Origin of the sequence: Streptomyces lateritius (genome assembly GCF_014649715.1) — a bacterium.
Classification (GTDB): domain Bacteria; phylum Actinomycetota; class Actinomycetes; order Streptomycetales; family Streptomycetaceae; genus Streptomyces; species Streptomyces lateritius.
Genome location: NZ_BMTO01000023.1, coordinates 33,512 through 47,663 on the forward strand (window position 1 = coordinate 33,512; position 14,152 = coordinate 47,663).

The 14,152-nt window shown below is 69.1% G+C and carries 13 protein-coding genes and 1 pseudogene; 12 read left to right on the top strand and 2 right to left on the bottom strand.

The features are described 5' to 3' along the window. The first annotated feature begins 179 nt into the window (after window positions 1–179). The gene (locus IE136_RS33035; protein WP_189602307.1) at window positions 180–623 is read left to right on the top strand and encodes a hypothetical protein; all 444 of its coding nucleotides are present in this window, start codon (window positions 180–182) and stop codon (window positions 621–623) included. A 1,038-nt stretch (window positions 624–1,661) separates the two neighbouring features. On the opposite strand, the gene IE136_RS33040 is transcribed toward IE136_RS33035, so the two are convergent. Further along, complete coding sequence (locus IE136_RS33040) at window positions 1,662–2,030, bottom strand: hypothetical protein (RefSeq protein WP_189602308.1); 369 nt, start codon at window positions 2,028–2,030, stop codon at window positions 1,662–1,664. 247 nt (window positions 2,031–2,277) lie between these two features. Here IE136_RS33040 and IE136_RS33045 point away from each other — a divergent pair, with 247 nt between their 5' ends. From IE136_RS33045 to IE136_RS33070, 6 genes and pseudogenes are all read left to right on the top strand, one after another. Further along, window positions 2,278–2,712, top strand: a complete 435-nt coding sequence (locus IE136_RS33045; protein WP_189602309.1) for a plasmid mobilization protein — start codon at window positions 2,278–2,280, stop codon at window positions 2,710–2,712. Next, a complete protein-coding gene (locus tag IE136_RS33050) occupies window positions 2,709–4,478 on the top strand; it encodes a relaxase/mobilization nuclease domain-containing protein (protein WP_189602310.1) in 1,770 nt (589 codons plus the stop codon). The genes IE136_RS33045 and IE136_RS33050 overlap by 4 nt, the downstream gene beginning before the upstream one ends. An 18-nt stretch (window positions 4,479–4,496) precedes the next feature. Next, window positions 4,497–5,639 (top strand): hypothetical protein, encoded by a 1,143-nt coding sequence (locus IE136_RS33055; RefSeq protein WP_189602311.1) that lies wholly within the window; start codon window positions 4,497–4,499, stop codon window positions 5,637–5,639. A gap of 179 nt (window positions 5,640–5,818) precedes the next feature. Next, entirely contained in the window at window positions 5,819–6,844 is a 1,026-nt protein-coding gene (locus tag IE136_RS33060; RefSeq protein ID WP_189602312.1) for a hypothetical protein, read from the top strand. A 226-nt stretch (window positions 6,845–7,070) separates the two neighbouring features. Further along, window positions 7,071–7,411 (top strand): annotated as a pseudogene (locus IE136_RS33065) (transposase); the annotation flags it as partial. A gap of 87 nt (window positions 7,412–7,498) precedes the next feature. Continuing rightward, on the top strand, window positions 7,499–8,050 hold the full coding sequence (locus tag IE136_RS33070; protein ID WP_229819412.1) for a hypothetical protein: 552 nt from the start codon (window positions 7,499–7,501) through the stop codon (window positions 8,048–8,050). A 209-nt stretch (window positions 8,051–8,259) separates the two neighbouring features. On the opposite strand, the gene IE136_RS36640 is transcribed toward IE136_RS33070, so the two are convergent. After that, the gene (locus tag IE136_RS36640) at window positions 8,260–9,339 is read right to left on the bottom strand and encodes a C40 family peptidase (protein WP_308432511.1); all 1,080 of its coding nucleotides are present in this window, start codon (window positions 9,337–9,339) and stop codon (window positions 8,260–8,262) included. A 445-nt stretch (window positions 9,340–9,784) separates the two neighbouring features. Between IE136_RS36640 and IE136_RS33080 the strand changes: the two genes are divergently transcribed. The 5 genes from IE136_RS33080 to IE136_RS33100 are packed head-to-tail and all read left to right on the top strand — an operon-like array spanning window position 9,785 to window position 14,150. Then, complete coding sequence (locus IE136_RS33080) at window positions 9,785–10,150, top strand: hypothetical protein (RefSeq protein ID WP_189602313.1); 366 nt, start codon at window positions 9,785–9,787, stop codon at window positions 10,148–10,150. A gap of 2 nt (window positions 10,151–10,152) precedes the next feature. Then, on the top strand, window positions 10,153–10,443 hold the full coding sequence (locus tag IE136_RS33085; RefSeq protein WP_189602314.1) for a hypothetical protein: 291 nt from the start codon (window positions 10,153–10,155) through the stop codon (window positions 10,441–10,443). Window positions 10,444–10,453: 10 nt separating this feature from the next. Then, complete coding sequence (locus tag IE136_RS33090; protein ID WP_189602315.1) at window positions 10,454–11,251, top strand: hypothetical protein; 798 nt, start codon at window positions 10,454–10,456, stop codon at window positions 11,249–11,251. Beyond that, window positions 11,248–12,702 (top strand): hypothetical protein, encoded by a 1,455-nt coding sequence (locus IE136_RS33095; protein ID WP_189602316.1) that lies wholly within the window; start codon window positions 11,248–11,250, stop codon window positions 12,700–12,702. The genes IE136_RS33090 and IE136_RS33095 overlap by 4 nt, the downstream gene beginning before the upstream one ends. Beyond that, a complete protein-coding gene (locus IE136_RS33100) occupies window positions 12,699–14,150 on the top strand; it encodes an SCO6880 family protein (protein ID WP_229819414.1) in 1,452 nt (483 codons plus the stop codon). Before IE136_RS33095 ends, IE136_RS33100 begins: the two co-directional genes overlap by 4 nt. The last annotated feature ends 2 nt before the right edge of the window (window positions 14,151–14,152 follow it).

Genomic DNA, 14,152 nt, shown 5'->3' on the forward strand with positions numbered 1-14,152 from the left:
GCCGATATCGGGTGCCTCTTGGGCGGAGGATGGCAAGAAAGCGACCTGTGAGAAGGGCACCCCGTGAAAGATTGTGTTCCTGCACCGCGGCCGGCGCGGTTACCCGGCCAACCTTCCGCCGCCACTCCCAGGGGGACAAATTGCGTGCGCTTAGGCTTCTGAGGACGACAGTAGCGGCTTTGATGATCACAGGCGGACTGGTGGTTGCCGGACCGGCATCCTCTGCTCATGCGTCGGCGGCAGACTGCTCGGGAAACGCGAACGGCTTTACAGACATCCCGGACAACCGGACGGGGACCGCCGTCAACGGTGGCGCCGTAAGCAACTCCTGGGGCAATGCGGCGCACTTCGCCCAGCACTGGGGGTACGTCAACGGCGTGAAGATGGGCTGGGGCTACCTGTCAGCGACCAGTCTGCATGGGGGCATCCGGACCCAAGTGTGGATGGATGTCAGCAACGATGGCGGCATGAACTGGATTCAGTGCGGCCCCTTCGAGATGTGGGGTAACGGCACTCGTACGACCGCTGCCTATCCGATGAGCTTCCTGGCCAGCCGGAAGTTCCGTGTCTGTGCTTCGATCTTGGGCGATCCCAACGAGATTGCCTGCCACAACTGGTGGTAAGGCGTGAGCGTCGCCCCGCCACGGGGGCAGGGCTGGACCATGGGGAGTATCTCGCCGTCATATGTCGAAGCACTCAGCGTCCGGGCCGGTGTCTGGCCGACCACGCCGTACGTCTGGACAACGCCTGGGCCAGACCGCCATACCGAAGCCGGTGGCAAGGACGTATGGCGGTCTACCCGGGGCGGCGCGGGCAAGGGGAAGGCTTCCGGCCTGCTTGAGCTCGACCCCGCCGGTCAATGGCAGCCTCCGCCCGCTGAGCCCGGTCGACGAAATCGACGGTCATGCTGCGCTCGTACGGCTGCCGCTGACCGGCGGGGCCGACCGGCAGGTGCCAGCTCCCGTGAGGTGCCCAGGGTCCGTAAGTCTCCGTGGCCGACCGCGCGGGCGACTGCGGCTGCTTCGGGCTTGGGTAAAAGCGGCTGGCGGCGGGGAGGGGCGCCCGGGGCGATGGTCGGATTGCCGGAATTCCGGGTCGAGTGGGGCGCGGACCGTACCCCCGCCGTCGCTCCTGATCGAGCGTGAGGGGACCGCGCCGTCCGGCCGTGGCTGATGGGGGCGGGCTGCTGCCGCGCTGTGGCCGGTCCCGGCGTCGCTCTCCAGCGCTGCGGGCATCGTCGTGGCCGCCCGCCCGGCCGCGGGCTGCGAAGTGGCGTCCGAAATCGCCTAGAAATGTGCTCCGACCAAGTTCATGGGCGCGGCCGTCTCCGCCGCTGTCCAAGGCAAGGATCGGTACGAGTCGGTGACCACGTACCAGGCATCGCCCCGGGCGAACCGGAGCCGGGCGGCGGCGCCGGGTGAAGACGTACCGGCTCGGTGCGCTCGACCGGAAGCCCTCCGCAGCGTTCCCCGTGGCGCGACCCCGGCAGGCTGAGCAGATGTCGCTGTTCACCGAGTCCGACGACAAGCAGCTTCTGCGGAAGCTGTTCGCCCCCGCACTCCGACGGCGCCCGCCAACGCCGACCGCGTCGCCTGACCGGCAGCTGCAAGGTAACCGACAAAGGGCCCACTCGGCGGGGCCCATCTGGATGCTCTGCTCCGTCAGCTGGACTGGGTGCCAGCACCGACCGGAGCCGCACTCGCGGTGCTGCCCTGTGCTGGTACGGCCGCCGCCGGCGAAGGCGCTTCCGGCGACGACGCAGCGGCGGGCTTCTTCACGACCTGACGCCGCGACCGCGGCCGCCCTTTCGGCCGCTTGGCCGGTTCCTCGATGCCGATCTCCGCCAGCTCCTCCGCGTTCCAGCCACGCGCCTCGGCATCGGCGTACGCCTTGCCGTACGGCTCGTCGAGAGCGGCCAGCTTCGCGAGGAGGTCGGCACGCTGGCCCTGGATCTCGGCCAGAGGCTTGATCGCCTCGGCGCGGGCCGCCAGAGCCGCTTCCATCCGTTGCAAGATCTCGTGTGCAGACATGGGCGCATCGTACTGTCATCGTGCCAGTCCGGGCGCGCGTGGACAGAAGAAACGGCTGTCCCGGTGCGCGCTTTTGAGTGCAGGTCAGGGCGCCTACAGGTGGCTAGAGGCGCTCCCTTAGCCTGCGGTAGCAAGATAGTGCTTACTGGGCCCAGTAAGCGGATCGTCTGGCCGCCCCTCCCGGAGGGTGGACGGCCGGTGATCAAGGGGTCCGAGCACGGACCGGGGAATACCGGGAGGGGCTGTTGTGGCAGAGCCACCAGCGGATGGAACACGCCAGCGCCCCGCTACGCGGCGGCGCGAGCGAGAGGCCGGCGGAGCTCGCGAGACACGCATCAAGGTCTCGTACAACGACGACGAACACGCGATCGTCAAAGCGGCCGCCGAACGCGACCGCCAGGCGACAGCGTCCTGGATCGGACGTGTCGCCCTGGATGTCGCAGAGGAGATCGTCGTGCCGACGCCCGTCAACGCCAAGGCGGTCGTCGGCGAGCTGATCGAGGCAAGGAAGCAGCTGAAGAGAATCGGGGTCAACTACAACCAGATCGCCAAGGTTTTGAACTCGGAAGGCGAAGTGCCTGGCCCGCAGATGATTGCGGTGCACCAGGCACTGGTGAGCGCGATCTGCCGCCTGGACGAGGCCACGCTCCAGGTGATGAGGGAGAGAAAGGAGCGGGGGTGATCCCGCAGAAGCTGGACGAAGGGAACGACACCTACGGGCTCCTGCACTATCTGTACGGGCCGGGCCGGCGGGACGAGCACACGAACCCGCACATGGTCGCCGCGTGGGACCCGTACATCGACGACCCGGCTCGCTCGCCCGACATGACGATCTCGGACCTCGCACTACTCCTGGACGCTCCGGTCTTCGCAATGCGGGGGAAAAAGCCGAAGCTGCACGTCTACCACGTAGCCGTACGTAATGACGCCGACGACCGCATCCTCAGCGATGAGGAGTGGGCCGAGATCGCGCGCGAGATGATGCACGCCTCCGGGATCGCTGAGCACGGTGACGACGAGGCATGCCGGTGGGTGGCAGTCCGGCACGCCGACGACCACATCCACCTCGTGGCGACGAAAGCCCGCGAGGACGGACGGCAGCCGAACCTGCGCCAGGACATCATCAAAATGCAGACCGCCGCTCGGGTCTTTGAAGAGAAGCTCGGGCTGCGGCGCCTCAAGAGCGGGGACAAGACCGCGTCCCGCTGGCGGAAGGCCGGCGAGGTGGAGAAGGCCGAGCGCCGCGGCCTGAGCGAAGCACCACGCGTGACCCTCCAGCGGACGGTGCGCGAGGCGGCGGCCGCGGCAACGAATGACGCCGACTTCTTCACCCGGCTCTCGGCCTCAGGGGTGCGCGTGAAACAGCGCATCGCGCCGGACGGCAACCTCACGGGCTACTCGGTGGCGATGCCAGGTGACCGGAACCCGGAGCAGACACCCATCTGGTTTTCCGGAGCCCGACTCGCCCCGGACCTGTCCTTGCCCCGCGTACGCGAAAGATGGAGCACGCCCGTCCCGGCGCAGCGCGCTGCGCCGGCGGAGATGTGGCGGATCGCCGAGGACAAGGTCCGGGAGGCGGCCGGTCAGCTCGGGGCCGAAGGGCTGCACCAGGGGGCGGGCGACGTGGCCGCACTTGGCGACCTGATCGTAGTCGCCGCCATCGTTTCGCCGCGCCTGGTACGCGAGCAGATCAGGCATGCGGCGGAGGAGTTCGAGCGTGCCGCGCGAGCTCCCGGCGACCGCGCACTGGAGGGTCATGCCCGGAGGTTGTACCGCGAGTCGGCGCAAGTTCTCTCGCAGTCGGTGGCCGCGGTCGGCCGTAACGACGCGGCTGCCGCTCTTGGCTTCCTGTTGGCCTTGGTGCAGGCCGTGGAGGCGGCCCGGCGGTGGCATGAGGCGCAGGAGCACCGGGTCCAGGCTCAGTCGTCCGGGCGTGCTGGTCGGTTGCTGCGGGAGGCGGTCGAGGTCACCGCCGGCGCGAGTGCGGCACGCGAGTGCCGGCCCCGTCACAAGCGCACAGCTACGCGGCCGGGACCGGGGCAGCGCACGGTGGCCGCGCCCGGCGAGCGGTCCATGGCGGGCGTGGTCCAGCAGGCCGTTCCCGACCACGCGCGCGCGATCCTGGCGGACCCGGCTTGGCCCACTCTGAGAAGGAGCCTCATTGAGGTCGAGTGGGCGGGCGAAGATCCGGCCGAAGTGCTGGCCACGGTCGCGGCCCGCAGGCAGTTGTCTTCAGCGGAGTCGATCGCCGAAGTGCTTACATGGCGGCTGGACGGATGGCGCAAGCAGCGTGGGTTGACTGCGGACGCCTCCGCCACGAGCCCGTCGTCGACAACCGGGGGCGGCACGGGGAGAAGCGCTGCATCGACCAAGAAGGTGGCGGCGCCTGCGCCGAATCGCAGGCCGCCGGGCGACGAGCAGCGCAAGGGTCCGAGGCGGGCCCGCTAACGAGGGGAGAACCATCAGATGACGACGCCAGAGTCACAGGGGGAGCCGTTCGCTGAGGCGGCGGGCGAGGCGGTACAGACCGCTGTCATGTCGGTGCGTCTGGTTATGGCCATCGCGGATGCCGTACGGCGGCACCAGCAGAAGCAGAGGAAGGGAGCCGAGGAGGAGCTGCCGCCCGCCGACAAGGCGACCGTCGACGCGAAGGAGGAGTTGAAGGACCTCCTGCCCGCAGACATTTCCGCCGCCTTGCTTACGGGTGCGGACTGGCCGCAGCTGGCACAGCAGCTGATGGCGCTCAAGAACGCGGGTGTCGACTTGGAGCACTTGCTGCCGCGCGTCGGCGAGATCGGGGTGACCGTACGGGACGCGGTCGCCGCGAACGAAGCGCGGGTGGCTCGCGAGGGCACCGGGCAGTGGGCGAAGATGCTCCGCGAGACGCTGCCAGCGGGGTCTGCGCGGGAGGCGATCCTGTCCTCGCCGACATGGCCCGATATCGCGGCGACGATGGCGCAGCTGCAGGAGCGCGCCGTCGACGTGCAGCAGATCCTTGCTTCGGCGCACGACGAAGGCCTCGGTGTGGACCAGGCGATTGCGAAGGTCCTCGGGGCGGGGGAGGCGCCGTCCACGAGTCGGGACGCCTTGCTGTCGTACGGACCGATGACGAAAGACCTGGACATCCCGACCAACATCGACCTGGCCGACCGGGAACTGGCATTTTTGCAGCTTTCGATTGGCGCGCAGGAGAACGAGCGTTTCGTTCGGATGGTGAAGGCTGCGATGCCGGGCCGGGAGCGCGAGGCCGACCTGATGGTCGCTCATAAGCAGTGGCCTTTGCTGGTCGCGCGGATGGCCGAGATGGAGCGGCAGGAGAAGCTGGTGGAAAAGCATCTCGCCGGGTTGATGAAGGACACCTCATGGGAGCAGGGCAAGGGGACGGTCGGCTCGCGGCTGGTTCAGGCAACGAGCAACGTCCTGCGGCATGCGCCGGGCGAGGCCCCTCCGCTGGATCGGCCGAAGGTCAGCGCGGCGGCGGCTCGCTCGCAGTCGTCGACGCTGGGCCCTACTAAGGCACAGGCGTCCAAGGGCGCGGCGCCCGCTCAGGCCGGGGTGGCTGCGCACCGGGAGACCGGGCCCGTAGCGAAGCAGGACAAGGCTCGGTAGCCGGCCCAGGGCTCGCCAGTCCGAAGGCGTTTCACTGGCCCGGGCCGTGCTCCGTTGCTCCAGCGGCCCTGCCTCGTGCATACTCCGCTGGCCCCCACGCATGGCTCCTCCCCGACATGCCGACCCGGTACCGGTGGAACGCGCCGCTCAAAGATCCATTCCACTGAACAGGACCAGGCGTGACCTCCGCCGACATAGGTACAGCCCTCCTCATCGCAGGCACGCTCCTCTGCCTCGGCATGTTCCCTCTGCGCCCGCAAAGCAGGTTGCTCCCCGGGCCCGACCCGGCCCTGTGGCGAGCGATCGTGCTGGCGGGCCTAGGCCTCTGGCGCCCCGCCGCGCGACTGATGGCGCAGACCGGGCAGGACTGGGACCGCCGGGCCTTGTACGCCGAGAAGCTGGCGCGCGCCGGCGGCTGGTTGTGGCCGCTGTGGGTACGAGCCTGGGAGCGGGCGCATCCCGGTGACCCGGACGCGGCGCTCATCCGGGCCCAGGCGCAGGTGAGCCTCGCGTGGCGGCTTCGTCGCGGCAACTACGCGAATCAGACAGCGTCGTGGCGGTTCCGGCTGTTCCACCGTGCCTTGTCCAAGGCGCGCCAGAATCTCTCCGACGCAGCTCGGCTCAACCCGGACGACCCGTGTACATACTCCGCGGAGATCTGGCCGGCGCTCGGGCTCGGTTACAGCGAAGACATGATGCGCGAGCTCTGGGAAGAGATTGCCAAGCGGGCACCGCACCACTTCCAGGCCCACTACAACGCGCTGCAGTACTGGAGCGAAAAGTGGCGGGGCTCGCACGAGAAGGCACGGGTATTCGCGGGGCAGGCCGCCGACGGAGCCCCCGCGGGCACGCTGATGGCCACGCTGCCCCTGTTCGCCTGGTACGAAATGTACGAGGCCCGTGGCAACAGGCACGACTTCCGCTCACCGGAAGTCCGAGCCATGGTCGACACCGCGCTGGCGGACATGGAAGCAGCAGCCGGGCACCCCGCTCTGCCCTACGTTCAGCACTTGGTCGCCTATTGCCTGACCAAGCAGGGACGCCACCGCGAGGCACTGCGGCACTTCCGCGCGGTGGACGGCTGGGTCGGGTCAGTACCCTGGCGCTACAAGGGCTACCAGCGTCTCGCCTACCGCGGCGTCCGTACCGCTGCTGTCCGCGGCGCCGTCATCGACGCCGTTCGGCGCCGGCTGCGGCGCGGCTGACATCGCACCGTCCCGGGCAGAGCAGCTGGCGCAGAACGATGCCGACCAGGCGGCCGCCGCGCTGCGCCGCTGGGCCGGTCAGACGGGGCAGCTGCCCGCTAGTGTCATGCGCGGCTGGCCCCCAGAGCGTGCCGACGGCGAACAACGTTCCCTCCTTACTGATCGTTTCAGAATGAGTTGAGCTGCGGGTCTTGTGCTTGACGATCTTGGTCGGCAGGGTGTCCGGGTGCGTGCTGATCTTGTTCCGGACGCCCTGTGGGAGCGGGTGGCCCCGCTACTGCCCCCCGCTCCCGAGCGGCGAAGCCGCTACCCCGGGCGGATGCGTGTCTCCGACCGAGTGGCCCTCGCCGGCGTCATGTACGTCCTGCGGATGGGTGTCGCGTGGCGCGACGTCCCGCGGAGGCCGTGGGCTGCTCAGGGGTGACGGCCTGGCGCCGGCTGCGGGACTGGACCGAGGCCAGCGTGTGGCCACGCCTACACGCCGCTCTGCTGACCGAGCTTCGCCGCACTGGCCTGTTGGGCCTCGACGACTGCTCCGTGGACGGATCGCACGTTCGGGCACTCAAAGACACCTCAGGGTCCTAACGCGTCAAGCTGCGGCCCTCAACCCGCTGTGTAGCCTGTCGATCTGTTCGAACGGGAAAAGGGTGGGACGTGGAGACGCTGGTGGAGGGGGCCGTCGCGGAGGCGCTGCGTGAGGGGCCCGGCGAAGCGGTGCGTTTGTATGTCGCCGCCTGTGCCGAACGGATGGCACCGCTGTTCATGGGCCTGCGGTCGGGCGCCGCGGGGCGGGAAGCCGACCTGGACCTCTACGCGGAGTCGGTTCGCGATCTTTGGTATGCCGACCGGCCACTCGCCGACCCTGCCGAGCGACTGCGCCGGCTGGAGCGGTTTCCGGAGCTCCAGCCGGACGAAGAGGGGATCACCGGTGTCGCCGACACCTACGCGTTCTTCGCTGCCCTCTGCCTGCGGTATGCCCTGCTGGCCCACGGCTCGGGAAACGCTGACGACGCGGTGTCCTGCGGCCATGTGGTGCTCACCGCGATGGGGATGCTGGACCAGAATCTGTCGGGTGCCAGCCTTCTTGCCGACGAGCAACGGCTCCAGTCCCTCTCGCTGAGCGGTGACGCCGCAGGTCTGTGGGACGCGAGCGTCACGGCAGGGCGGGAGAGGTTCCGTGCCGTGGTGGGTCGTCTGCCCCGCTAGTGCCGCACCAGGCAGCGTTCGCCCTCGCGACCGGGCCATGAGGGCTTGGCCACGGCCACCCTTCGGCCGGAGTTGTCAGTGGCCGATGCGATGCTGGCGCCGACAACGCCGCTCACAGTGATCAACCGGGGGGTCCGATGAGTGAGCAGTCAGGGTCCGCCCTGCTTTCGCCCGGCTTCGGCGCCGCTTGGTGCGCCACCGACCTCGGTTCAGGGGCGGGTGGCGCCGTAGTAGTCGGACTCGGGCATGGCGGAGGTGAGGGGGGCGATTTCTACATTGCGGCCAGTGCGGGGTGCGTGCAGGACGTTGCCGTCGCCGGCGTAGAGGGCGACGTGGTAGATGGCGCCTGAGCCGCCGTGCGACCAGAACAGCAGGTCTCCTGGCTTGAGGGCGTCGCGGGAGACGGGCCTGTTGGAAGTGGCGCCGTATTGTGCGGCGGCGACGCGTGGCAGTTTCGTGTTGGGCCAGTACGCGTACTGCACGAGGCTGCTGCAGTCGAAGCCGACGGTCGAGGAGGCGGAGCATTTACCGCCGAGGTAACCATTGGTGTCATCGCAGAACCCGGTCGAGGGTCCGCCGGGTCCGCCGCCGCCCCAGGTATAGGGGGTGCCGAGGCGGTTGGCCGCTTTGCGTAGGGCGTCGGGTCCGGCTCCGGAGCCGGAGACCTCCAGGAGGCCCGGGCCCTGGAAGCGGGGGATGAGGGCGAGGATGACCCTGACGTAGTGGTACGTCTGGCCTTCCGCTTGGCCCTTCTCGCGGGCGAACCAGATCGGGGGGACGCCCTTGAATTGTTCGACTCGTCCCCATCCTGCGTTATACCCAGCCAGGGCGAGAGCCCGGACGTCGCCGCTGTAGCCGGAGTTCTTGGCCTTCGCTAGCAGGGAGCACATCAGGCGGCCCTGCGCGATGACGGCGTCGCCGATGTCCCAGGGCGAGGCCTGGCCGTTGCCGTCGGAGTCGCGTCCCCATGTGGCCCAGGTGCCCGGCATGAACTGGGCCGGTCCCTGGGCGCCGGCGGAGGAGGTGGCCGTGTCGCGACTGGTCTCGAACTTCGACTCCTGCCAGATCTGAGCGGCCAGCATGGCCGGACTCATCGCTGGCTGATCGCATTCTGCGGCTGCCTTGAGGATCCAGGGCCGGAACTCGCCCGGAACACCCTGGAGCCCGCCGCCTCCGTCGGTCGCCTCGGTCGCCTCTGCGTCGCCCTCGATGAGCAGCATCGCGATCAGGCTCACGGCCGTGAGTACGGCGATGGTGATGATCGCGACGGCAGCTCCCAGTGCCTTCACGTGTTGCCCCCCGTGTGTGCGTCCTTCTTTGCTGTCGCGTCTGTGCTGCCGCAACCCGACGAACTAATGCCGTACTGCTTGTGCTCTCGCCTCCAATGAGCCGTTGTCAGGGCGCCTCCGCCCGTCAGGCGGCCGCCCGTGTGCTGGCATGCGTCCGCCCCTGAAATCCAGAGTTTCCCGGGCCTGCCGATATCGGCGGGACGGCGGCGGTCGCGGTCTGACCTTCGGTACTGCGGAAACATGGGCCAGCTCTGACAGTGATGCACGCTAGCCTCAGTAGTCCCACGAGCCCAAGATCGTGGCCGAAACAGAGTTGCATAGGGGGAGTTGCGACGTGATCACCCATTCGGTGACTACAACCTCACCGGGGAGCAACGGGGTTGGGCTCCGGTACGCGCTGATTCCTGTCCATGGCTTCGGAATTGCAGTGGCGACCGTTGCCCGCATGCTCGATGGCGACGCCGGCGGCACGCGGGCCCGGGTGCTGGCCACGGGGGAGCCCATCCCCTACGGGGCACAGCCCGTACTCCTGGCGGAGACGACCGTGTACGGCGCGACGTGCGTGGAGGAGCTGCTGTTGCGCTGGGGCCCGCTACCGAGGCCATGGCTGGTGCTGATCGCCGACGCCCCGGCCCGGCCGGTGGCGGACGCGCGATACGTCGTGCGGGCCTTGGAGGGGCGGCTGGCCGGGGTGGCGAGGGTGCCGTACCTGCCGGTCCTGCGCGCGGTTAAAGATCCAGAGCAGGCCCTGGAGCACAAGGACGTCCATGCCGTGGCCGAGAAGCTGCGGCGCACGATGGAAGGAAAATGACCATGAACAAGTCCACCACCCTGGTCACGCTGGCGGAGGACCTGATCCCAGGTGCCAAGCCGACCAAGATTCCAGGCCTGGCCCCCGCTGTCTCCGAAATCTTCGGCTACGGCCTGTGGCTGCTGATCCTGGCGGGAGTCGGGGGAGCGGGCTTCGGCGTCTACAAGCTGGCGGTCGCTGACAAGAGCCGCAACGGCGGGGGCAGTGAGCCGTTCAAATGGATGGGCGGCGGCATCGCGGCCATTCTCCTGGCCGGGTCCCTGATCACCATCCTCAACGGCATCGCGGGCTAGGGCGGCTGACATGTCACGCACGAGGGGGACCTGGAACACCAAGGGCGCGTGGGCCGCGGGCGTAACGGCTGCGGCCGTAGCGATGCTGACGGGCTACGCCCTGTTCAGCGGGGACGACGGCGGTGCAGAGACGCCGGCGAAGGGCGGGCCGAGCGCGAGCGCGCCCAGTTCGGCCAGTCCAGCGCCGTCGTACTCGGTGCCGGACGACTGGACGGAGCCGGAGCGGTGGGCGGCGCTTCCGCGGGGGAAGCGCACCGATGACCGTGGCAGCGAGGTCGGTTTCCCGCACACCGCCGAGGGCGCTGCGGCGATGCTGGCGGCCGCCAACTCCACCACCATGGAAAACGGTAGGACCACAGTCGACGAGCAGCTGCGTATCTACTACTCGTACATCGGCAAGGTCGACCATTCCACGGAGAACGCGGAGAAGGTCGAGCTGGCCGCGATGCAGGCGGACAAAAGCTTGGCCAAGGCTATGGGTGTGACACCGGGCCATCCGCTGCCCGCCGGTGCGTATCAGCGCAATCACGTGGTCGGCTACAAGATCCTGCGAAAGACGCCCGATGAGGTCACCATGTGGGTGCTGTCGCGCGTGACCCAGAAGGCCGGGGAGCTGGAGAAGGAGAAGGGCTCCTACACCCGCACGGTGATGGGCGTGCAGTGGCGGGAGGGCGACTGGAAGATCACCAGTGCCGCTACCCAGCGCGCTTTGCAGGACGCCCAGAGCCAGACGAAGCCGGAGATGGTGGCACCGGGAGACGCGGAGTTCAACCGGTCTGGGTGGACGGCCATCAGGGAGGCATCGTGAGGCGCCGCCTGGCCGCCTTCCTCCTTTCCCTGGTCTCCTTGCTCGGCTTGGCAGTGGCCGCGCCGCAGCCTGCGGCCGCCGACGGGCCCATCAACGACATGTGCCAGGCCAACGCAGGTGCGGCCATCGGGGCGATCATGGGACCCGCTGCGGGACTGATCGCCGGTCTCGGCTCCGATGAACTGTGCGACACGGTGGGCGAGGCCGTCAGGAACGAGGTCAAGGAGGAGTGGGACGCGGTCTGGGACAGCGTTCTGGGCGATGCCATCGTGTCGTCCGAGGACGTCGTGAAGTGGATGGTCAAGAAGGTGTTGACCGTCGCACTGGTAGGGCCGTCAGTGGACCTGGAAGCCACCGGGCTGTGGGGCGGGCAGAAGGCCACTCTCGCAGGCATGCTGACGTGGCTGGGCCTGTTGATCGCCGCCGCCGGGATGATGTGGCAGTTCGGCAAGATGGCGGTCACCGGGCAGGTCAAGCACGCCGGGCGGGCGATGGCGGGCTGGGTGGAGAACATCGTTCTGTCCACCATCGGCGTCGGGATGTTCGCACTCCTGCTGACGGTCGGGGACGTCCTCAGCGCAGGGCTAGTAGAGAAGGTCTTTAACACCGAGGACCGTGCCTACGACCGCGTCATCAAGGTGATGATGCCCGAGGGCATCGCGAATCCGATCCTCGTCGGCGGCGTCTGCGGTGTGCTGCTCCTCATCGGGTTCGTCCAGCTGATCACGGTATTCCTGCGGCAGAGCGCGATCCCGATCATCTGTCTGCTGCTGCCCGTGGCCGGCGCCGGGCGGGCGGGTGGAGATGCCACCCGCCAGTGGGCGCCCAAACTCATCACGAGCGGGCTGGTCATCGTGGCCTACAAGCCCCTCCTGGCGATCATCATCTGTACCGGCTTTGCCGAGTTCGGGGAAGCCGTGACGCTGGCGGAATGGCTGCGCGGCTGCGCCACCCTGCTGCTCGGCATTCTCGCGCCCGGCCCCCTGATGAAGATCTTCGCGCCGTTCGGTGCGGCGGTCGGCGGCGGAATGGCCGCAGGCGGCATGAGCCCCGCACTGGCCGCTGCCGCGGACTACTTCGGCGGCAAGAGCAGCGGCAGTGGCGGCGGTGGTGGGGAGCCGGCCAGTGCCGTGGACCACGCCCAGTACGTCCAGAAGAGCATGGGCAGCCAGGGCGGCGGGGGCGAAGACGGCGAGGCGGGCAGCGACGCCCAGGCCCAGGCCGCCCGCAACGAAAGCGCCAGGATCCCCGCCCAGGCCGGTGCGGAAGCCGAAGCCGTGGGCGCCGGTGTCGGCGAGACCGCGACCGGCACGTCGAACGCCACCGGGGTCGCAACGACCACCGCTGGCCCGGCCGGTGCGATGGCCGCGGCGGGCATCCAGGTCTTGGACGGTGTGAACGACACCATCCAGGGCGCTAGCGGAGCGGTGGGCGGGGGGAACGAGCAGTGAGTACGCATGAGGTGCCCAAGACGCTGATGGTCGACGGGTTCCGGGCCCGTCGGTCGTTCGGCTTCGGCGGACTGTCCAAGGGCGCGACGATGATCGCGGCCATGGTCCTGGTCGCGGACGGGCTGATCGCCACGCAGGCCCCGATCACGCTGCTGGTCACGCTGCCGGTGACCGGCGTGGTGTTCGGCCTCGCAGCCGCCCGCCGCCACGGCATGTCCGCTCTCGCCTACTACTGGGCGAAGTTCTCCTGGCGGAGGGCGGCGAAGATCGACGCGACGTCCTACCGGCGGCTGCTGCTGCCGCACCCGTACGCCCTGGATCTGCCGGGCGTGGGCGCCTCCTCCACGCTGATCAGGGCCCACGACCCGACCACGGGCAAGTCCGTCGGCGTCGTCCACGACCGGGCGACGGGACGCATGACCATCAGCACGCTGCTGGCCCCCGGCGGCAGCCTGATGGCCCCCACCGGCGCCGTGCAGAGCACCCTACGCACCTGGTCGTCGGTGCTGGACGCGATGAGCACGGACGAGCAGATCAAGGGCGCGTCGGTGACCATCCAGATCACCCCAGGCGCGGGGGAGGCCCTCGGCGACGACGTGAAGGCCCGTCAGGACCCGAACGCGCCGAAGCTGGCCAAGCAGATCATCGACGAGCTGGTGCGCACCACCCCGCACGCCACCGCGAGCGTGGCGCCGTGGATGTCCGTCACGGTCGACCCCAACGCGTCCGCGAACCCGCCGGTCGACCTCGCCGAGCAGGTCGCCGAAGCGCTGAAGGTCGTCGACTCGCTCGACCTGTCGGGCACCGGCACCGATATCGAGCGCCGCGCCACCGACATCGACCTGCGCCGCCTGGTGCGCAGCGCGTACGACCCGGACGTTTTCAATGCCCGCGACGCCGAGTTCGCGGACCTGTCGTGGGTGGAGTGCGGGCCGCAGGCCGCCGACGACGGCTGGGAGGAGTACGCGCACGACGGCGGGGTGTCCATCTCCTGGGTGCTGCGGGAGATGCCGCGGCGTCCCATCCCCTACAGCGTGCTGCTGCCGCTGCTGGCCCCGGGCCGGTTCCAACGGCGCATCACCCTCGCCTACCGGGTGCTCGACCCGTACGAGGGGGAGGCGGTGCTGGAGCGGGAGATCAGCCACGCCCAGAATCAGGCGCAGATGACCGCCGAGATCAAGGGCCGCGCGAAGTGGTCGCAGAAGGCGGATGCCCAGCGGGCGGAGAAGGCCGCAGCGCAGGTGGCCGGTGGTTCCCAGGTTGTCGACTGGACTTTGATGGTGACGGTCACGGCCCGCAGCACCGCCGAACTGCCCGCCGCCCGCCAGGAACTGAAGCGGGCCGAGAAGGCGATGCGGAGTATCCGCCTGCGCCCCGCGTACGGAGCTCAGGCCGCTGTGTTCGCAGCCGGCCTGCCGCTGGGCTACCACCCGCTGGTGAAGGACTGAGG